This window comes from Paenibacillus sp. T2-29, from assembly GCF_052921365.1.
On record NZ_JBREVE010000003.1, the window covers coordinates 289,031 to 309,604 of the forward strand.

Sequence of the window (20,574 nt, forward strand, 5' to 3'; positions counted from 1 at the left end):
ATATTTGAGCGAGTATAGATGGATACACTCATTCTAAAGAATAGTCTTATCCCTCTAGAGGGACATTTCTTTTAGGCTTGCGGCTTGCGATGATCTGAATGACATAAATCAGCAAGAACAACACAACAAACAGCGACGAAAGACGATACATCCATGCATAATCACTGGCTTTGGCGATAACGCCAAGTATAAGCGCTCCGGCTGCGACCCCGAAATCGAGGGAATTGAGAAACATACCGTTTGCCATGCCTCTCTGTTTAGGTGACACAACCTGAATCATCCAGGTTTGCAACGTTGGCTGCATAACACCAAACCCGATACCGTAGCAAAGAGCAGACAGATACATAAAGGCGTCACTGTGTGCGTAGGAAAGCAGGATCAGACCGCCAATGAGAAACAGGGAACCGGGGATGAGCAGCGCCTTTGCCCCTTTTTTATCATATATACGACCCGAGAAGGGGCGCACGATCAGTACAGATACCGCATTAAACAGGAAAAAGTAAGCCGGGTGCGCAAGATTAGCTTCATCTCCATAAAGCGCCATAAAACCGAGCAACCCGCCATATGTGATAGACATCAACATGTTCAATAAGGCGGGGATCCACAATTTACGGTTAAATGCTGGTTTGCGCCCTTCTTCCAAAGGAACCATAGGTGGTTCGACGTGCCCCTTAGGCAGTGTGCGAATGAGCCAGTAAGCTAGAGGGAAAATGACAACAATGACAGCAGATGTCGAATAGGCAAGCAGGTTAAAACTGCCGTATTGCAGCATCGAAATACCGATAGTTGGCCCAATAGACATCGCTAAACTAGTGGACAGACTAAAAAATCCCATTCCTTCACCGAGGCGTTTGGGAGGGATGACGTCAGTGACCATTGTTGGAAAGGCGGTGCTGCTCATACCAAAGCCGATCCCAAACAGCATACGCATGAGCAGGAGCACCGCAATTGTCGGTGAAACACTGTATCCCAGCGTTCCTGCTAATGCAAACAGCAGTCCAACGAAGATCAGGGCGCTGCGATGTCCTTTTTCCAGCATACGGGCAGAAAAAAGCCTTGCGACAATTGCACTTAATGCGAACAAAGTCGTAACAAGACTGACCTGCACGGAGGTGGCGTGGAACGCATTTTTCACATAGGAAGGAATGGAAGATACAATCATCTGTAGTTCGAGAAACAAAAATAAATTGGAAACCGTAAGAACGATAAATTCCTTGGTCCAAAGAGGTTGCTTGCCTTGTTGCATATTAATCGTTCTCTCCTTGTTTTTCTGATTCAGTCATGTTGGTATGAATTTGTAAAAGAATGTGGCGGAATTGCTTTAGATCGGCAGAGGAAATTCCTTTTACAAAATCGTGGTTGGCATCCCGTTCGACAGGGAGGGTCTCCTCCACAAGCTGACGACCAGCTTCAGTCAAATGAAGCAGATAGGCCCGGCGGTCCTGCGGGCTATTCACACGCCTTACCCAGCCCTTCTTGTCCAACAAATCAATAATACGGGTCGTAGTGGGCTGATCCTTTACGGCCTTAGCTGCAATTTCTTTCTGATTTAAACCCTCGGCTTGATAGATTTGGTATAGAACCGACCATTGCTCTGGGGAAATATCATAAGGTTTAAGACGATGCAAGAGCTGTTGACTCATTTTGCGATGAGTAATCCCAAGCAACATCCCAATAGAACAATCGGGAGGCAAATTGTTCATAGGGCACTCCTTTCTATTTTTCCGTACAGGGATACTTTGAAATTAATTAGTTGTTATAACAATTATATGGACAACAAGTTGTTTTGTCAAAAGAAGTGCAAAAAACAGCCCGTAAAAACGGGCTGTTGGGGTATTAGTAAAATATAGTTTACCATGACTGGCGAATTAAGCTTTAGGTACAGTTTCCCAATCCTTAAGGAAGCGTTCGATACCGCTGTCTGTCAGCGGATGTTTCCACAGGGAAGGAAGCAAGGAACCTGGAATGGTGGCGATATGTGCACCAGACAGAGCAGCATCTTCTACATGCTTAATGTTACGGATGGAAGCCGCGATGATTTCGGATTTCAGACCATGAATGTCCAAAATTTGTCTCAGATCACGAATCAGCTTCATGCCGTCAACGGCGATATCATCCAGACGTCCTACGAACGGGCTGATAAAAGTAGCGCCAGCTTTGGCTGCCATCAAACCTTGAGCTGCGGAGAAAATCAGTGTTACATTCGTTTTGATTCCGTTCTTGGTCAGCTCGTTACAAGCGTACAAGCCGTCTTCGGTCATAGGAAGCTTGATTACCACGTTAGGTGCCCACTTTGCGATGTCATAAGCTTCTGCGAGCATATCTTCAGCCTTGAGGCCAATGACCTCAGCACTTACGGGACCTTCAACGATACTGCAAATCTCCTGAATGACTTCCTTGAACACTCGACCTTCCTTAGCGATCAGGGAAGGGTTCGTTGTTACACCATCAACCAGACCCAAACGTTCAATACGTTTGATTTCTTCAATGTTACCAGTATCCAAGAAAAATTTCATTTGATTTTCCTCCTCAGGTTTATATAGTACATAATACATATCATATGGCGCACATTAGCACATTTAAATGTAGCATATTGCACACGTTAAACTTATAATTAGTATGTATTACATTCTTAATTGTGACACATTTTAAATTTGAAAACAAGCGGTCTATGATTAAAATTTGATGAATTGTCGAAACATGCTGAAATTTACTGATCTGTGCTCATTTATAATGTATACTACCCCATTCCATAAGGAGGTAATCATTATTCAACTGTCAGAAAGACAGCGGGAAATTGTAGATATTGTCCAGCGCCTGGCGCCTGTTACAGGGGATAAAATCGCTGAAGAGCTGGGACTATCGCGGCCGACTTTGCGTTCTGACCTTGCTTTGCTCGTTATGCTCGGGCTAGTAGATGCCAAACCAAAGGTGGGCTACTTGCCAGGGCGTTATCCAAAATATGATAGCCATATCGGCAGTATGCTCAAAAAGCTGACTGTGGCAGATATACTCAGTGATCCGATTTTGATATCAGGTGATGCTACCGCCTATGATGCGGTATTGATGCTGTTTCAGCAAAATACAGGCACGCTGATGGTTACAGGGGAGGAGCAGGAGCTCATTGGTATTGTTACCCGCAAAGATTTGCTGAAGGTCATGCTGGGACATACTGATCTTCACACTGTCCCGGTGACCATGGCTATGACTCGCCGGGCCCAAATGACGACGCTTGCTCCAGGAGATTCTTTATTGGAAGCAATATCGAGATTGATTCGGCATCAGATTAATTGTCTTCCTGTTTTGGACGAGCCATGTACCTCCTCGGCTCCAATTCAGGGGTTGGTAGGGCGGGTTACGAAAACGGATATTATGAACGCCATTTTGAATTTGACGGAAGAAAAGACGTAAAACATGAATAAGGGGGCCTTATATGTACTGGTTGGCCATGCTGACGATGCTGATTGACCATGTCGGACTTGTGTTTTTTCCGACAGATTCGGCTTGGAGAATTGCCGGCAGGCTTGCTTTTCCAATCTATGCGTACGCCCTCTATATGGGTTATACCCGTACTCAAAATATGCGGAGCTACATGCTTCGCCTGCTCGGACTAGCCTTGATCTCCCAGGTACCCTATATGCTGGCATTTGATGTGCATAGACCCAATGTGATCTGGACGCTGCTGGCGTCGTTGCTCGCGCTGTCTGCTGCATCTCGCATGAAGTATTGGGTGGCTGTAACGGGTCTGTACGTCCTCATAGCTCTGTTCATGGAGCTCAGCCAGATGGATTACGGAGCTTATGGTCTGCTGCTTGTTCTCATTTATCGATACACCTGTTCATATATGATGATTGCTGCCCATTTTGTTTTGAATGTTGTGTATGATATGGTACACCATGCGAATATTCAGCACTTTAGTCTGCTGTCCAGCATTCTGATTGTATGTTTTGCCACTGGGGAGAGCGGATTTTATCGTCGGGTACCGCGTTGGTTGTGGCGCAGCTTTTATCCGGCACATCTAGCTGTGATTGCGCTAATTCGCATCTGGCCCTAAACTCGAAATCATACAACAAAAGAACCTTTACAATCCTGACATAAAATGATTGTAAAGGTTCTTTTTATTCTTAAATAAACTATGGTGTTCAAGATGCCTCATTCGGACCTTGGGCAAAAGGAAGTGGGCGAAGGGGAGCCCCTTCTTTCATATATTGTACCAATACTTCGGGAATATTGTGTATTCCACCTGCATTGACGCGATAGCCATTCGTTTGTCCTGGCGAGTTAATTCCTCGTTTCACCGTGAACGTAACGTCAATTCCCAAGGAGCGGCAAATTTCCAATGTCTCCTTGGTATACCCACCATAAGGGAAGGCCAGTACATTCTGATCATTGTGTAGATGTTTGAATAGCTTTTTGTTAGCCATGTCCAAATCGCTATAAATCCGCTGTTTGAACTCATCCTCAGTTTCCATTCGCCCCAGCTTTTTCGAATACACCGGACCCATCAGAAGCGGTTTTTGTTTGGTGCGCGTGGTGTTGGAGTATCCGTACGAATGCTCGTCATTGGTATGACTGTAAAAATCAATGCCCTCTGCATGCATCTGATAAATTTGATCCCATGTCAGCTTGGGTATACCGATATGTTTAGGATTGCTGATTGTGGATGTAATGAGAAAATTGGTGGCCGGAACATGATATTTCTTCAACACGGGAAAAGTGTCCGTATAAAAGGATTCATATCCGTCGTCAAATGTCATAAGGACCGCATTATCGGGAACTTTGCCTTTATGTAAAATAAAATCTGTATACTCTTTCATGGTGATCCAATGAAAGCCATTTGCTTTCATTTCGTCCAACTGTTTCGTTAAATTACTAAGCTTGAGAGCACCGGGATCAGGTGGAGTCTTGGTCACTTCATGATACATCAGGACAATGACTTTGTTTTGGTAATATACCCTATCTGGTGTAGGCGTCAGTGAAAATAAATGGCGTACCAGTCGATCTGCATTAGCAGTGCGTGTACGATGAGTTCCTTTGACTACAGGCGTGTGATAAATAGTACGTGCTTCATACACCAAAATCCCTAGAATAGCTACCAAGCTTATGATTAGCAATGTTCTTTTTAAAAAAGTGTGTTTCATTGAATGACATCCCCCGCATGCAAAAAATTCTGAAAGTATAGAGGTTTATACTAAATATGAAACTAGCAAAATCTAGTCTATCATACCGAAAACACGCGGGGGAAATATCACAACTTTGTTACCTCTGTGTTGCTTGTGCAGATACCGAAGATGAGGCCGGGAAGTAACCGATCTCGACAGCATGCCCGATCATATTGCGAATAAACTCCAGGTCGGTTACCGGACAATGGACGCCAGCTTGTTCCAGCAGAGCTGTGGTTACAGAGCAGCCGTAACGGTAGGCCGAATCCTTGGCGCCATCACCTTCGAGTTGCCCCATAGCAAGGTGAAGTGCATCTTCCTGAATGCCAGAAGACGGATTCAGCAGCCAAGCGCTGTAATCGTCAAAAGGCAGGGTTTCTACCGCGTAACCGAGCTGGTTTACCATAGCGATCAGTTCATCATATGGCAGTGGGTTCGGATTACAGATGTGGAAAATGCGGTTCGCACTTTTTTGCTTGACGGACAGTTCTACAATAGCACGGCTGGCGTAATCAATCGGTGTAAAGTCTGTATGCCAATCGGCTTGTGGAGCTTTGCCCAGCAGCAGCATCGCTTTCATCATACGATAATAAGCATTGCTGTCGATATTACGCTGGAAGCGTCCGTTGGCCGAATGGGCGGTCAAATTACCGGCACGGTAGATCGAGACAGGCGTACCTGCTTGAGCTGCTTGGAATAATAGCTTTTCTGCCGCAAGTTTACTGTTCGTGTATAGGTTGTCCACGTGCAGTTCATCTGGGAAGGCAGAGAGTTCTAATGTCGATTCCCATTTTCCTTCGTTTGCAAGATCCTCTGGTATTCCCATAGTGGAAACGTGATGGAAGGAGACTCCTGGTTTAGCTTGGGCGATTTTAAGCAGTTCCAATGTTCCGGTCACATTCGTGCGATCGAAGGTTGCCGAATCACCAAAATGGCGAACGTCAGCGGCGCTGTGAATGATACCGTCGATGTGGTGCTCTAGCATATGGCGGTCGACAGAAGAGAGACCAAGATCAGCCTGCTCTAGATCCCCATAGACAGCCTTCACCCGTCCTTCCATCAAGCTGGAGATATCTTGACCAAAATATCCTGTCAATACGGATTGAATACGCTCAAAGCCAGATGGACCGTCCTGAGAAGGGCGTACCATTGCGTATACTTTGGCTTCTGTCCGGTGGAGCAGATCATACAGAATGTGTGAACCCAGATATCCCGTGGCTCCGGTCAACAAAATCACGCGCAAGTCGCGGATTTCAGCTAAATCTGAAGTGCCAGGCAACTCAATAGGATGTTCATTCAAATCTGTTTTTTCCTGAGAAATCGCGAGTGACTTGCGCTGAGGCGCTTGTTCTGTACCTAATTGCTCTACATATTCAGCAAGCTCACGAACAGTTTTGTAGCGGAAGAAGTCACCAATACGCAGCGAGCCATAACGCGGCTTCAGAATAGCCAGCACATGAATGACACGAAGCGAATCGCCTCCGATCAGGAAGAAATCGTCGGTCGCGCCAATGTTATTTTTACCAAGCACTTGTGTCCAAGCTTCGGCAATCAGTGTTTCAGTTCCTTCGCGGAGAGGTTCCCCGCTGGACGTAACATCAGACACTTCAGGAAGTGGCCGCAGGGCCAACTTTTTACGATCGATCTTGCCAGTTGGTGAAATAGGCATGGCTTCCAGATGAACAACATGGGTCGGTACAAAATAGGAAGGCAGCTTGCCTCCAATATAAGACTGAATAACGTCCTGTGGAATGGTCTGTCCGTCCGAAGTGGTGAAATAGCCAACTAACATATTCTGATCTGTGTGATCCTTGACAGCAACGACAGCTACGTCCTGAACACCTGGATGTTTGGAGAAATGGTCTTCAATTTCTCCTATTTCAATCCGGTTCCCCCGAATTTTGAGCTGCGAATCCTTCCGGCTTACGTATTCAATCGTACCGTCTGGCAGTAGCTTGGCGATATCCCCCGAACGGTACATTTTCTCACCCGGGACAAATGGATTGTCCACGAACGATTGGGCTGTACGCTCCGGCTGGTGGAGATAGCCATGGGCCAACGCAGGCGTAGCAATGCATACTTCGCCCGGAATATTGACAGGACAGAGCTTATTATCGTCGTTAACGATGTACACTTTGTAATTGTAAATCGGCTTGCCGATCGGGATATTAACGACATGCTCAGGTACGGCACCACGAACCCGATGGGTCGTCGTCGCTACGGTGCATTCGGTAGGTCCGTATACGTTTACGATGTCGGTATCTGTACCGAATTTGCTTTGGAAGGCCCGAACTTGTGAGCCATACAGCGCTTCGCCTGCTACAGTAACAATTCGAACATTTGCGAGTTTACGATAACCTTCGTCTGACAGGTACGTAGATAGCTGATTAAAGAATACGGTTGGCAAAATAGTAATAATCGTTGTGCCCGTACGTTCGATGGCTTCAGCGAATTCTTCAACAGATACGCGCTCTTCGGAAGACAGCAAGTACAATTTTGCACCGTAAAACAAGGCTCCAATCGTATCCCACACAGAAGCATCGAAGCTATAGGTGGCGAATTGGGTCAATACATCCTGAGGCGTAATGTCACAATCGCGTTGTACGACAGCTCCCAGGTTAACGACACCGCGGTGAGCGATCAGGGCACCTTTTGGTTTGCCTGTAGAACCGGAGGTATAGATGACATAAGCTAGATCATCTGGACTTACATCAACGTTTGGATTGCTTGCTGCATAACCTGCCAGTGGTCCGTCAATAGCTAATATTTCTTTTACGGTTTCAATTGACCCGCATAGTTCAGCCGCTTGTTGGGTGAGTGCGGAAGTTGTTAAAACAAATGGGGAACGCGTGTCCTCGACAATGTAGCTACTCCGTTCAGCGGGGTGAGCGGGATCAACAGGAACGTAGACCCCTCCGGCTTTCAGTATGCCGAGCAGGGAAATAACGGTCTCCAAGCTTCGTTCCATGAAGATGGTCACGAATTCACCTTTGGTGAGACCTTTGGATAACAAAACACGTGCAACTTGGTTAGCACGCTCGTTCAATTCACGGTACGTATACTCACCAGTATGGGAAGCAATAGCTGGACGATTAGGGTATTGGGAAGCCGCTTCTTCAAACATTCCGTGAATCGTCTGATGCTCAGGATATTTTACGACTGTATTATTTAAAGCTTCGTGAGCAGCTCGATCTGCGTCCGATAATATGTCAATGGAATTCACAAGTGCATGGCTGTTGTTGAGTGCACCACGCAGAAGGGTTACAAAGTATTCAGCGTAGCGGACCACCGTTGTTTCCAGCAAGAGTGATTGATCATATCGAATCTGTATTTGATAAGTGCCATTGCTCTCACTGACAGCCCAGTCCATAATACGGGATTCTACACCGCTGTCTGTAGGTAGTGTTGTTGAAAATGAAGTATCGGCTTGCGGTTCTGCCAGGAAGGCATGAGGCTCACGGAGCATCTCCTGAAATAAGCTTGCCAGTTCATGAAAAGTCGTTTCCTTTTCAACTGTCAACGATGCTGTAAGCAGACCGGATTGAGGCATAAAAGTAGAGAAAGAAACTTCTTCCTCTGCGGATAGACGATATAACCATGCAGTATACGCTGATAAGAGCACCGCCTGTTTGTCTTCCGCAACTTTTTGTTGATTCAGTTGGTCCGAGATGGATGTTCCTAACTCTACTTGATAAGTAGAGGATGTATACTTGCGCTGTATACGTGCAAAATCCAAGGGAACTAGGAATGGGGATGGAGCTGTCTGTGTGCTGTTTTGTAGTAATGAAGCCATTACGCTAACCTCCTGAATGTTTGGTGTTTCACTATAAGTTGTAAATTTAGTAAATGCCTCCGATCCCTTCAAATGGATGAACAGGAGGGAGGCATTACCGAACGACTTACTTATGAAATATACATTGAAATCGATGAATGGATATTATGATTTGGTACGGTTTGTGTCTGCAATTTTGAAATAAGATGTAATTTCTTGAAGCTCTTCAGACATGGAAGTCAGCTTATGGGATGACTCGATGATAGAATCCAAAGAAGCTTTTTGTTCCTCTACCGTTTGCATAATGTGAACACTGTTATTGGCTGTTTTGGTTACGGTGGAGGAAAGATCGTCTGCTGTCGCGGTCATTTCCTGTGTCCCCGCAGATATTTGCTCCGTAGCACTGGATACTTCTTGGATTTGCCATGCTAGATTTTTAGTTGCTTGAAGAATATCATTGAACAATTCGCCTGCTTGTCCAGCAACGACAATACCGTTTTGAACTTCAACGTTCCCTTGCTCCATCGAATTCACAGCTTGTCCGATTTCACTTTGAATTTCTTCAATCAGAGACGTAATTTGTTTAGTTGCTTCCGCAGATTGTTCTGCCAGCTTGCGTACTTCATTGGCCACAACGGCAAAGCCTTTACCTTCTTCACCGACACGCGCAGCTTCTATAGAAGCGTTCAGGGCGAGCAGGTTCGTTTGGCTAGAAATACCTGAAATGGTGCTAATGATATTGCCAATTTCCTGTGAACGGCTGTCCAGCAACTTGATGATACGGGAAGTATTCGTTACTGAATCGGTAATCAAATGCATTTGGGATGATACCTTATCTACAATCTCGTTACCTTCATTGGAACGCTTCTCTACCGAATTGGCTTCTTCGGCCACATTGGAAGAACTAGTAGCAATATTTTGGATAACTGATGCCATTTCAGCCATAGCTCGTGCACTATCGCCTGTCGCTTTTTCCTGTGAACGGATATTATCCGTAATTTCATTGATATTTTGGTTGATGATGTTGGAATTGATTCCGTTTTGCTCGCAGATTGCGAGTAATTCTTTCGCAGATTCATTGACTTCATCAGTAGTCTGCTTCACTTTGGTCATTATGCTGTTAATATGGCTTACCATATCGTTAAAGTTCTGATTCACGAGTCCCAAATCATCCTGGCCAGTATGAATTTGAACATCCAGGTTTCCTCTGCTTACTTCACTGATACCGTACATCAGTTGCTTAATCGGAGACAGTGTGCGTTTTACTACCCAATATTGAAGCGCCAGGCAGATCAGTAGGAATATCACCAAAATGGTAGCGCCGCTAATGAGCAGCTTAGTCAATCCAGCCGGTACAGCCCCAGCATCAGCATCGACCGCAAAATAAGCAAAGATTTTGCCACTAGGATCTTTAATCGGCGTCATCAAAGTCGTCCAAGTACCAAAAGAGTCATCGTAGAAACTGGTGAATGTAGGTTTGCCGGAGTCCAGCATGCTAGTTACCCCTACAGCCACAACATTGGGTTGCTCGTACATAGCGCCGACACCCATCTTTTCTTTTTCAAATGATTCTCTCAGATCTTTTGGCATGGCAATAATGGATGTCTGATTACCATTTTCCAGCTCTGTTCCGAAAATATAGGCGTGAGAGATATTCGGGTTCGTCGCCATGATGTTATCAAGATAGGTACGGAGCTTGGTTTGAATGGGTCCATCATAATTTTTTTCTTGAACTGCTTGGGATACTTCATCGGAATTAATGCCTTGTGCCCACTTCAATGTGATTTTTTCCACTTGCCCATGCAACTGGTCAATCAAAATCGTACGTTGGATCAAATAGCTAGATACAATAAGGACTAGCCCGATCAGTACGATATTGAAGAAGGATAATAATAAGTTTTTGGTGAAGAATGATAAGCTACTCCACTTTTTCAAAATGTTCCACTCCCTGGTAGTATTTTTGTATATGGTGTTGAACCGCTTATCGAATGAGATAATCAAGTCCCCCTTACAAACACAATAAATAGAGATAATTGACCCTTGATTTTTTTATAATAGGTCTTAAGTCTTTTTAGGACAAGTGAGATATCCCTATATATATGTCGTACGAAAAGCTCTTGAAATGAATACCTAACACAATAAAAAATTAATTTTTAATAGGTAAACGTTGTGTGTATTTCAGTATTTTCCAATTTATACTCACGCTTGAAATTCAAGTTCATTTCAGTCCATAAGCAACTATTCAACAGAAACCATCATACTTTATAATAGAGTCAAATGCACTTATCAATTTGGGACATTTTTCATATTTGAAGCCGCAAATGCTTGATTTATCGCGGTTTACGTGAATTGTTTGCAAATGAGTCCATGTATCTATGCATAGAGAAGAGGGAAGAGAAGAGTGTCCAAGCTTACGATTTTAAAGGTTGAGAGCAATCACGCGGATCTGCATCATTTGATTCATAGGCTGGATGAAGACTTGCTGGAAAGGTATCCTGCTGATCAAATTTACTTGGTCGATTTTTCCAATCCAAAAGTTAAAAGTATGTTTTTCGCTGTTGTGTATGTGGATGAAAAACCGGTTGCTTGCGGAGGGCTTAGGCCTATAGATGCGGAAGAGATGGAACTTAAGAGATTTTATGTCGATTCCTCTTATCGCAGACAAGGAATTGCGGTCAGCCTATTATCTTTTCTGGAAGAGGAAGCCAGAAAGCGGGGAGTTGTAAGGATTAAACTAGAGACCGGAGCGGCTCAACCTGAGGCAATTGCCTTCTATACCAAGCAAGGGTACGAACCTATTGAACGATTTGGGGAGTATGAATACGATGAAAATAGTCTTTGTTATGGTAAAAAGCTGTCTCTGTCTTTATAAAGCGTTCTCATATAAAATAGATGTTGATCAACACTAGCCTATATAGCGGGAGAGATGATAATGAATTTGAAGCAAAAAGCGGCCGAAAAAGCAGTTGAGGCGATTCAGGATGGCATGAAAGTAGGACTTGGTACAGGCTCGACAGCCTATTGGGCTATTCAAAAAATCGGAGAGCGTGTGGCACAAGGTTTACATATACAGGCTGTAGCTACATCCCAAGCCTCGGAGGATCAGGCTAGGGAGCTGGGAATTCCCATCATTCCGTTTGATCAAATTGGAAGGCTTGACGTTACCATTGATGGTGCAGATGAGGTGAATGAGCAACTGGTATTGGTGAAAGGTGGAGGCGGTGCTCTGCTGAGAGAGAAAATTGTGGAAAGCAATACCGACCGATTAATCATTATTGTGGATGAGTCCAAGGATGTGAAGGTACTGGGAGCATTCCCTTTGCCGGTCGAGGTAGTACCTTTTGCCAGTGAATGGACGTTGGAGGCTCTGCGGCAGACGGGTTGTAAAGCGGAATGGCGTATGAAAGACGGCGAGCGCTTCCTTACGGATAACGGTAATTATATTGCCGATTGTCGCTATGGTACGATCGAGAACCCGCAGGAGCTGGAATTTCGCTTAAATCAAATTCCGGGTGTAGTCGATAATGGACTGTTCATTAACATGGCGGACCAAGTCATTATCGCACGAGCTAATGGACAAATTGACGTACGGAATAAATAATGTCTGGTAACCGTCTGTTTTATAATTTGGCATTCGTGTTATTGATATTATATACAGGGCTTCTATTATATTGGATGTTTCTCGGTTTTGGTCGTACATTACGGCCAGGACCTCCGTATTCATATAATATTGTTCCATTGGATACGATTGGGCGATACTGGCGGGCGATGCATTCGTCCCCTTTTCGGGTATGGGGTGTTAATTTGCTTGGGAATATTGCTGTGTTCATTCCCTTCGGTGTTCTTTTGCCGATCATTTGGGTGTCTATGCGCAAGGTAGGCAGGCTGCTGTTAGTGATGGTGGCCGCATTGGTCATACTCGAAGTAAACCAAATGCTGCTGGGAGCAGGTACGATGGATGTGGATGACATCATACTGAATGTACTTGGAGTATTATGCGGACGTGTTGCCTACGTATTTTTACGCAAGAAATTAAGAATTGAATCATAATCGCCCTGCTCTCGATATCAGTGTTTAATGACTGGTCGAGGGCAGGCTTTTTTACATAATGAACGGCAATTTTCGCATAATAGATGGTAATTCCTACAATAACAGAGCGTAAGAGCGGGAAGGGAAGCGCTTAAACTTGACAAAAGTACGCAATTAAGATATCTTGGAATAAAGATATGAGTAACGGAGGCTGTTAATATGTCTGTAAAACCAGATGATCAGGACTTAGCGCTTAATTTGTTCGTTGTTCTGGCACGTGCCTATAATTCGGTCACATCTCGCACGAATCGGGACATTCATAGTCATGGATTAAATACAACTGAATTTGGTGTGCTTGACCTGCTGTATTATCGCGGACCGCAGCCTTTGCAGAAAATTGGAGAAAAGGTACTGATCTCCAGTGGGAATATTACGTATGTGGTGGATAAACTTCAGAAAAAAAACCTGCTTACTCGCCGTGCGTCACAAGATGATCGGCGTGTAATTTATGCAGAATTGACTGACGATGGACGTCATTTTTTTGAGCAAATATTTCCACAGCATCATCGTGTTATTATGGAGACTGTGGATGGCTTATCCGTGGAAGAGAAGGAGCAGGCTATTCATCTGCTAAAAAAGCTTGGACTAACAGCTGAGGGACAGAAGAGTAACGGATCATAAGTGTTGCATATTCTGGTTAATTCAGCTTTGAGATAAAATACCGACTTTTCGGTATTTTATTTTTTTGTCTAATTTTGGAGCAGTAGGTACGCAAATCAGGTATAATTGTCTAATAGTCTCGATCTGAGGTCATCCCTAGAACCTGTTTCATATACAAATACCTTGTCGGGGAAGGAGCTGTACATGAGTATACAGCAATATACCGCAGGTGAGTCGCTATTAATGCAAGCAGGAGGCTTGGCTGAACTAGTTACCCATAAACAATACGAATTACAGCCGGATCTTTTGGAGCGCTTTGGGGACAACGGTAAAATAAAGACAAAACAGGACTCCATATATAGTTTGAACTATTTAGCAGAAAGTGTAATCGTGAACAGTCCTATTTTATTTACGTATTATGTTTCCTGGTTAAAGAGACTTCTAGAAGGTTTCGGCATAACCCAAGAAGATTTGATCATCAATTTTCAATTAATTCGGGAGACGTTGGTAGAGCACTTTCATCACACGGATAAAACGACGGTGCTGATGCATCTGGAATTGGGGATACAGCAAATTGGGAAGAAGGAGGAGTACGCCTCTTTTATTACAGATGATAATCCCTATGCTGCAGATGTGGCTCAATATTTGGAATATTTACTTTTAGGTAATCGCAGACAGGCTTTGGATTGGATCGTTCATTTGCTTGATGAAGGTACGTCTATTCAACATACTTATAAATATATTTTTCAAATTTCGCAATATGAAATAGGTCGACTGTGGCATGAAGGCAAAATTACGGTTGGCCAAGAACATTTTTGTACTGCTGCGACTCAGTTTATTATTTCCAGCCTGTATCCCAGATGGATAGGTACTGGAAATAAGGGACGCAGCCTTGTAGCAGCATGCGTAGGCAGCGAGCAGCATGAAATAGGTCTGCGTATGCTGGCTGATATATTCGAGATGGATGGTTGGGATACGTACTATTTAGGTGCTAATGTACCTGATCGGAGCCTGCTTCAGGCCATTGTGAGTTACAACGCAGATGTGGTAGCTATCTCAGCTACCATGGCTTACCATGTCCATCTGGTGAAAAAGTTGATTACTGTTATCCGTCAAAATACAACTACTAGTCATGTGAAAATTATGGTCGGTGGCTTGCCCTTTAATCTTGATTCACACTTATGGCAGGAAGTTGGGGCGGATGGATATGCACCAGGTGCGGAGGAAGCGCTGGAGGTAGCAGAGGGCATACTTTCGCTCAAGAGATAATGTTAGTGTTGGCAACCCGTAAGTCATTTTGTAAAGGGGGCCTTTTAATATGAAGGAACCGACAGCAGAAATGGCTGTCCTGCGGAGAACGGTCGAACAATTAACGGATGAGGTTCTGAAAAGCAAAGCTGAGGAAGAAAAGCTGCTGAATGAATTTTCAGCAATGAACAACGAGCTGGTCAATCTGCAACGTCAGCTTGCCAAAAGCAATGCGGAATTAAAGCGGACAAAGGAAGAAGCGATACGGGCTAATGACCTGAAGAGCACTTTTCTCGCCGTGGTTAGTCATGAATTTAGAACGCCAATGAACGGAATTCTGGGGATGATCGAAATGTTAGCTTCATCCAAACTGTCTCCAGATCAGCGGCAGGCCATCGGTGTGATACGTGAGTCGGCCTCTCTGCTGCTAAACATGATTAATAATCTGCTCGATATATCCAAAGTAGAAGCAGGACAGATGGAATTGGAGATCGGAAATGTCAGAGTTCAAGCGATTATGAGCCATGTTGCCCAGTTGTTGGAGCCGCAAATTTATCAGATGGGCAATCAGTTGAGTATAGAGACTGATCCTGGCGTAGCAGAGCATCTCGAAGGAGATTCGGCAAGGATCATGCAGATCTTGCTTAATCTGTTGAACAATGCGAATAAATTTACAAGCGAAGGGAACCTTGTTGTTCGGACAAAATTGGTTGAGGAAACAAAAGATTCCCAACGTGTTCGTTTTGAAGTACAGGATTCGGGCATCGGGATTTCACCGGAGGATCAGGACAAGCTATTTCAGCCTTATGTGCAAGCCGGTGAGGGTAGCGCATCCCAATATGGAGGAACGGGACTGGGACTGTGGATATGCAGCTCGTTTGTGAAACTTATGCAGGGAGAGATTGGGGTCGTCAGCGAAGAAGGCCAAGGCTCCACATTTTGGTTTGAAATTCCCTTCAGGAAGGCATCAGGACAGGTAGATAAAATAGAGAAACATGAAAATGGTGAATTGACGGCACGTAGCGAATTGCTTCGTGAGCATAGTCTTTCTCAAGCTATTTTGGTGGCTGAGGATAATCGGGTGAATCGTCAAGTGGTACAATTACAGCTTAACCACCTGGGATTCCAGCATATTGACTTTGCCGAGGATGGGAAAGCCGCAGTAAGAGCGGCCTCCGAACGATCCTACGCCTGCATTCTAATGGATCACCATATGCCTCTGCTAAATGGTCACGATGCGGCGAAAGCGATCCGCCAGTGGGAAGTAGAAAACCAACAGCCGCCCGTAACGATCATTTCTTTGACCGGAAATGTGTCCGAGGAAGACCAGGCTCGTGGGCGGGAGGTTGGAGTGAACGATTACTTGACGAAACCGGTGACGATTGAAAATCTCTCAGAAAAGCTCGTCAAATGGCTACCCGTTCCGGAATCCGAGCCTATTTTGGATGAGGATGTTATTCGGGAAATTATGTTGCTGGATGAGGATGGTAGCACGGGATTACTCGAGTCATTGGTTGAAATGTATACTAGTGATACACCTGCCAAAATCAACAAGTTAAAAGAATTGGTTGCTGCGGGCGAAGCCACAAAAGTAGTAGAGGCTGCTCATGAGTTGAAATCAGGCAGCGTGAGTCTAGGGGTCGGGCGTTTGTCCAAGTTGCTGTCTGATATTGAACAGCTTGCACGGGAGAACCGACTTGAGAATACGCAAGTGAAGTTGTCTGCGCTCCAGTCTGTCTATCAGGCAACGTGCTTAGAGCTGGAACGTTATATTCACCAGTCTAGACTGATTCCCCCTTGTTAGACTTGTACCTAGAAGGAGGACCTAAGATATATATATGAAAGAACAGCTGCGTTCCATTCACCCGCTGGCCTGGACAATTATAGCGGGTACGATTTTTGGTCGGATGGCGACCTCGATGAGCATCCCATTTTTGTCTATTTATCTGACCACCCGTCTGGGGGTCTCCCCCTTTCATACGGGGGTGATCGTATCGGTCAGCTCGCTGGTCGGCATTTTTGCCAGCTTTTACGGTGGATATATTTCAGATCGGATCGGACGGCGTAAGGTGATGCTGGTATCCATCGCGAGCTGGGCGCTTGTATTCGTCGCTTTTGCGTTGGCAGAAGCGGCTTGGGCTTTTTTTGTCATTAATGCTCTGAACGGACTATGCAGATCCTTGTTCGAGCCAACTTCGCGGGCGCTATTATCAGATGTAACCCCCAAGGAGAAAAGATTGCTCGTCTATAACATGAGATATGCGGCGATTAATGTTGGTGTGGTGGCAGGACCGCTGCTTGGTTTGATGTTGGGATCGGCATCTACAGGTTCGCCGTTTATGGTAGCCGCTGGTGTGTATGCTCTGTACGGTGTGCTGCTGTTGATCCAATTTACTCGGTATGCAGCAGATCTACATGTAGGCACAACCGCAGGAGAGGCTCCGCTGCGGATGGGCGAGGCGTTCCGAACAGCCAGCAGAGATCCCGTATTTATGCCGATTTTGTTGGGAACCGTATTCTGCGTAATGGGCTATGCTCATTCCAATTCGACAATGCCTCAATTTTTATCGTTGTCCTTCGAGGAAGGTACCCGGTGGTTTACATACATGCTAACGGTCAACGCGGTTTGCGTATTGGCTTTTCAGTATCCACTGGTACGACTGGCAAGCCGCTTTTCTCCAGTGAATTCTTTAATAGCAGGGAATATATGTATTGCGGTCAGCGTGCTGCTGTGCGGTATGCTAAACTCAGGCTGGATGTTTATACTGGATATGGTGCTGTTTACAGTAGGCGAAGTATTATTGTTCACGATGCTGGACGTACTGATTGATCAAATTGCTGATGTCCAATATAAAGGGACCTACTTCGGTACGATCGGCTTTAATAATTTGGGTAGTGTACTGGCTCCTTTATTTGGTGGCTGGTTGCTGGATATCTATGGTCAAACAGCACCGCTTGCCGTGTTTGTTCCGGTTGCACTGTCGGTTGTGATCGGTATTCCGTTCCTGCTGGTCGCACGCCGCCGTTTGGCGCAGCGTACAGCCCGGTTCGCGGCTAAAGGTGGAGAGTCTGTGCAGCAACTATCATCATAAAAAAGGGAGCTGAGTACAGGATGAAGTCGGAAGAAGATGTGCTACGAATTATACAATATATGAATGATCCACAGGTCTTGGAAGACTTGCGCTATGTGCGAGAGCTGAAGCTTCCGCAAGGCTGTATAGCCGCGGGCTATGTACGAAACCGGGTTTGGGACAAGCTTCATGGCTATACAACGGCTACACCTCTAAACGATATCGATGTTATTTATTTTGACCCCAAAAATACGCTAGAGGAACGAGATGAGTTTCTGGAGCAGTCCTTGAATCGTAAACAGGCAGGACGCAACTGGTCTGTCAAAAATCAAGCTCGGATGCATATTCGCAACGGGGAGGCTCCGTATTCCTCGATAGAGGATGCGATGAGCCGCTGGCCAGAGACGGCAACAGCTGTAGCCATTCGATTGAATGCCAAGGATCAAATGGAGGTTATTTGTCCGCATGGGTTGGAAGATCTGCTGGATATGCGGGTACGCCAAAGCCCCCTGTTCCGTCACACTACGGCTTTTCGCCAGCGTGTATTTGAAAAACAGTGGCTAGATAATTGGCCGTTGCTTATTGTGGAAAACTAAAGTATAACCTCATTTCAGATTATAAGGAGAGACGACTAACGATGTTTAAAAATATAAAACCAGATTCAGATCGTGAGGAGGTGCTGGAGCTTCTTACCTATGCTGTGCTTGATCATCCTGAACGCGGAGAGGCGGCTTTGCGTGCTTATCAAGCCTCGGATGAATGGAAGTTGTTCGGTGTGGAAGATGAAGGACTTATTGTAGGTGTTGTCGGTTTTGAGGAGCGGGAGGATGGAACGATCGTGCTCCATCATCTGGCTGTATTACCTGAAAATCGTCATAGAGGCTACGGCAGAGGGATGTTGCTTACGCTTATTAAGGAGCGTAGCCCGAAGCGACTTACGGTGGACACAGATGCGGAGGGGGCAGATTTCTTCCGCAACGTGGGTTTTGCCGTATATGGATCGGAGGATTTGCCAGATGGTGGGCAATTCCATTGTATATATGAAATAGACGAAGAATAAGCGAATCTCCGTGTCCCACTTCCTTTTTTCTACATAATATATGTTATGTCGGAGGGAGGTGGGTTTCATTGGCGTATCACTACACAGCGATTGGAGATTCTTTAACGACAGGTGCAGGGACGTTGCTGAGTGGCGGCTTTGTACCTGTCTATCGGCGAATGGCGGAAAGACATCTCCGTACGCCAGTCAGTTACGAGAATCTGGGAATCAACGGATTGACATCGCAGGAGCTGCTGTCCATGGTCCGCAACAATCCGCTTTTTCGGTCGGCAATCAGCCGGGCTGAACTCATAACGGTGACGATCGGCGGGAATGATCTGCGTCCATATATCAGTACACTTGCTGGAAGCCCAGGCGCGTCGGGTTCTTCCATTTCGCAAGCGCTGAATCATACCAAAGAACATGTACGCCAAATTGTACATGCCCTGTATCAAATAAAGTCCGGTCAGCGTGAGCCATTTATCATCCGAATGGTGGGGTTATATAATCCTTTTCCAGGAGTAAGGGAGGCGGGAGTATATGTGCGCCAATACAACTCGTTTCTCTATACATTGGGCGGGCCGAATTATCGGGTAGCGAACATTTATCCCATATTCGAAGGCAATGAACGGGCACTGCTTTCGCTGGACCGGATACATCCGAACAGCCGTGGTTATCGCGTGATTGCGGAAGAGCTGAATCGACTTGGTTATGCGCCGTTACGATGACCGTGAGAGGATGCTTTGGATCGGAAAAAGTATAATAAAGAAAGAGGTTCATCATGGCAGATTAACTGTTCATCTTGAACCTCTTTTTTGCGTTTTAGCGTGTGATTTAGCTGATTATTTTACGGAATAGACTGCGTGCAGCCCACTTGCGCTCACTTCGTTTGCGGTATTTGGGCAGAGAACGATAGACAGCAATAGACTGGTTAAATGCAGTGATGGCTTCATCCTTGCGTCCCAGCATACGGTACATCAGGCCTGTCAGATAATAGCCCTCGCTGGAAGAAGACTGAATCTCCTGAAAATGCTGTAGATAGTGTAGTGACTTATTTACGTCTCTTTCCTTGAAAGCTGCGGCTAAATGTAAATAGGGTTCACCGTATTGCACCCGCGGGTTAATGTCCAGTGCCTTGAGTAAATGCTGTTCTCCATCCTCCAGGTGGGTTATGTGTACCTCAGCCGTACCCCGCGCGTTCCAATAATCTGCTGAATCTTCATATCGGGATTGAATTTCCAATAGTAGCTCCAAAGCCTGCGAGTATTTCTTGCTTTCGATCCAAATCCGTGCCAAATCAAACTTGGCAGCCACATCGTTGGTGTTTAACACAATTTGCTGACGCAATCGTGCTGCATTGCGTCTTCTTTTCCACGGTTTGCTGATGCTGGGCAATACACCGACAAAGCTGCGATCCAATATATAGATCACAATTAGGAGTACGAGCAATGCCAAAAATGGATTACCGAGCAAACTCCATAGTAGAGAGAAAATTAAAAATTTCCCAATCATTCTGCTCCAATCCTCCTGTATATGTAACTATCCATACTTTCCACATTATAGCATAGGTTACTTTAAGGGGCATTAGCATGA

At 45.3% G+C, this 20,574-nt stretch carries 19 protein-coding genes; 12 read left to right on the forward strand and 7 right to left on the reverse strand.

Annotation, left to right across the window (positions count from 1 at the left end; genetic code table 11):
* Window positions 1-46: 46 nt before the first annotated feature.
* The 3 genes from ACU1JV_RS10920 to fsa form a co-directional block, all read right to left on the reverse strand.
* On the reverse strand, window positions 47-1,246 hold the full coding sequence (locus ACU1JV_RS10920) for an MFS transporter (RefSeq protein ID WP_013370590.1): 1,200 nt from the start codon (window positions 1,244-1,246) through the stop codon (window positions 47-49).
* A 1-nt stretch (window position 1,247) separates the two neighbouring features.
* Complete coding sequence (locus ACU1JV_RS10925) at window positions 1,248-1,703, reverse strand: MarR family winged helix-turn-helix transcriptional regulator (protein ID WP_013370591.1); 456 nt, start codon at window positions 1,701-1,703, stop codon at window positions 1,248-1,250.
* A gap of 165 nt (window positions 1,704-1,868) precedes the next feature.
* Window positions 1,869-2,516 carry a fructose-6-phosphate aldolase gene (gene fsa, locus ACU1JV_RS10930; RefSeq protein ID WP_013370592.1) on the reverse strand — a complete coding sequence of 216 codons (648 nt, stop codon included), beginning with the start codon at window positions 2,514-2,516 and terminating at the stop codon, window positions 1,869-1,871.
* A gap of 184 nt (window positions 2,517-2,700) precedes the next feature.
* Here fsa and ACU1JV_RS10935 point away from each other — a divergent pair, with 184 nt between their 5' ends.
* Window positions 2,701-3,411, forward strand: coding sequence for a CBS domain-containing protein (locus ACU1JV_RS10935; RefSeq protein WP_025677935.1), 711 nt, complete (start codon window positions 2,701-2,703; stop codon window positions 3,409-3,411).
* 22 nt (window positions 3,412-3,433) lie between these two features.
* Entirely contained in the window at window positions 3,434-4,054 is a 621-nt protein-coding gene (locus ACU1JV_RS10940) for a TraX family protein (RefSeq protein WP_413985942.1), read from the forward strand.
* An 88-nt stretch (window positions 4,055-4,142) separates the two neighbouring features.
* Here the strand turns inward: ACU1JV_RS10940 and ACU1JV_RS10945 are convergent, their stop codons facing one another.
* From ACU1JV_RS10945 to ACU1JV_RS10955, 3 genes are all read right to left on the reverse strand, one after another.
* Entirely contained in the window at window positions 4,143-5,141 is a 999-nt protein-coding gene (locus tag ACU1JV_RS10945; protein WP_413985943.1) for a polysaccharide deacetylase family protein, read from the reverse strand.
* A gap of 118 nt (window positions 5,142-5,259) precedes the next feature.
* The gene (locus ACU1JV_RS10950) at window positions 5,260-8,955 is read right to left on the reverse strand and encodes a non-ribosomal peptide synthetase family protein (protein WP_413985944.1); all 3,696 of its coding nucleotides are present in this window, start codon (window positions 8,953-8,955) and stop codon (window positions 5,260-5,262) included.
* Window positions 8,956-9,099: 144 nt separating this feature from the next.
* Window positions 9,100-10,869, reverse strand: a complete 1,770-nt coding sequence (locus ACU1JV_RS10955) for a methyl-accepting chemotaxis protein (RefSeq protein ID WP_058829450.1) — start codon at window positions 10,867-10,869, stop codon at window positions 9,100-9,102.
* 466 nt (window positions 10,870-11,335) lie between these two features.
* On the opposite strand from ACU1JV_RS10955, the gene ACU1JV_RS10960 reads away from it, so the two are divergent.
* The 10 genes from ACU1JV_RS10960 to ACU1JV_RS11005 all read left to right on the forward strand — a co-directional run bounded on the left by ACU1JV_RS10960 (window position 11,336) and on the right by ACU1JV_RS11005 (window position 19,709).
* Entirely contained in the window at window positions 11,336-11,806 is a 471-nt protein-coding gene (locus ACU1JV_RS10960) for a GNAT family N-acetyltransferase (RefSeq protein ID WP_129549089.1), read from the forward strand.
* A 60-nt stretch (window positions 11,807-11,866) separates the two neighbouring features.
* Window positions 11,867-12,535 (forward strand): ribose-5-phosphate isomerase RpiA, encoded by a 669-nt coding sequence (rpiA, locus tag ACU1JV_RS10965; RefSeq protein WP_413985945.1) that lies wholly within the window; start codon window positions 11,867-11,869, stop codon window positions 12,533-12,535.
* Complete coding sequence (locus ACU1JV_RS10970) at window positions 12,535-12,984, forward strand: VanZ family protein (protein ID WP_413985946.1); 450 nt, start codon at window positions 12,535-12,537, stop codon at window positions 12,982-12,984. Before rpiA ends, ACU1JV_RS10970 begins: the two co-directional genes overlap by 1 nt.
* A gap of 198 nt (window positions 12,985-13,182) precedes the next feature.
* A complete protein-coding gene (locus ACU1JV_RS10975) occupies window positions 13,183-13,644 on the forward strand; it encodes a MarR family winged helix-turn-helix transcriptional regulator (protein ID WP_013309820.1) in 462 nt (153 codons plus the stop codon).
* A 183-nt stretch (window positions 13,645-13,827) separates the two neighbouring features.
* Window positions 13,828-14,892, forward strand: coding sequence for a cobalamin B12-binding domain-containing protein (locus ACU1JV_RS10980; protein WP_064963135.1), 1,065 nt, complete (start codon window positions 13,828-13,830; stop codon window positions 14,890-14,892).
* A 49-nt stretch (window positions 14,893-14,941) separates the two neighbouring features.
* The gene (locus ACU1JV_RS10985) at window positions 14,942-16,675 is read left to right on the forward strand and encodes an ATP-binding protein (protein ID WP_413985947.1); all 1,734 of its coding nucleotides are present in this window, start codon (window positions 14,942-14,944) and stop codon (window positions 16,673-16,675) included.
* Between the two features lie 34 nt (window positions 16,676-16,709).
* Window positions 16,710-17,963 (forward strand): MDR family MFS transporter, encoded by a 1,254-nt coding sequence (locus ACU1JV_RS10990; RefSeq protein WP_413985948.1) that lies wholly within the window; start codon window positions 16,710-16,712, stop codon window positions 17,961-17,963.
* A gap of 20 nt (window positions 17,964-17,983) precedes the next feature.
* A complete protein-coding gene (locus tag ACU1JV_RS10995) occupies window positions 17,984-18,538 on the forward strand; it encodes a nucleotidyltransferase family protein (protein ID WP_016819242.1) in 555 nt (184 codons plus the stop codon).
* A gap of 41 nt (window positions 18,539-18,579) precedes the next feature.
* Window positions 18,580-19,002, forward strand: a complete 423-nt coding sequence (locus ACU1JV_RS11000) for a GNAT family N-acetyltransferase (protein WP_013370606.1) — start codon at window positions 18,580-18,582, stop codon at window positions 19,000-19,002.
* A gap of 68 nt (window positions 19,003-19,070) precedes the next feature.
* Entirely contained in the window at window positions 19,071-19,709 is a 639-nt protein-coding gene (locus ACU1JV_RS11005; RefSeq protein WP_013370607.1) for a GDSL-type esterase/lipase family protein, read from the forward strand.
* Between the two features lie 106 nt (window positions 19,710-19,815).
* Here the strand turns inward: ACU1JV_RS11005 and ACU1JV_RS11010 are convergent, their stop codons facing one another.
* Window positions 19,816-20,493 (reverse strand): tetratricopeptide repeat protein, encoded by a 678-nt coding sequence (locus tag ACU1JV_RS11010; RefSeq protein ID WP_413985949.1) that lies wholly within the window; start codon window positions 20,491-20,493, stop codon window positions 19,816-19,818.
* Window positions 20,494-20,574 lie beyond the last annotated feature (81 nt).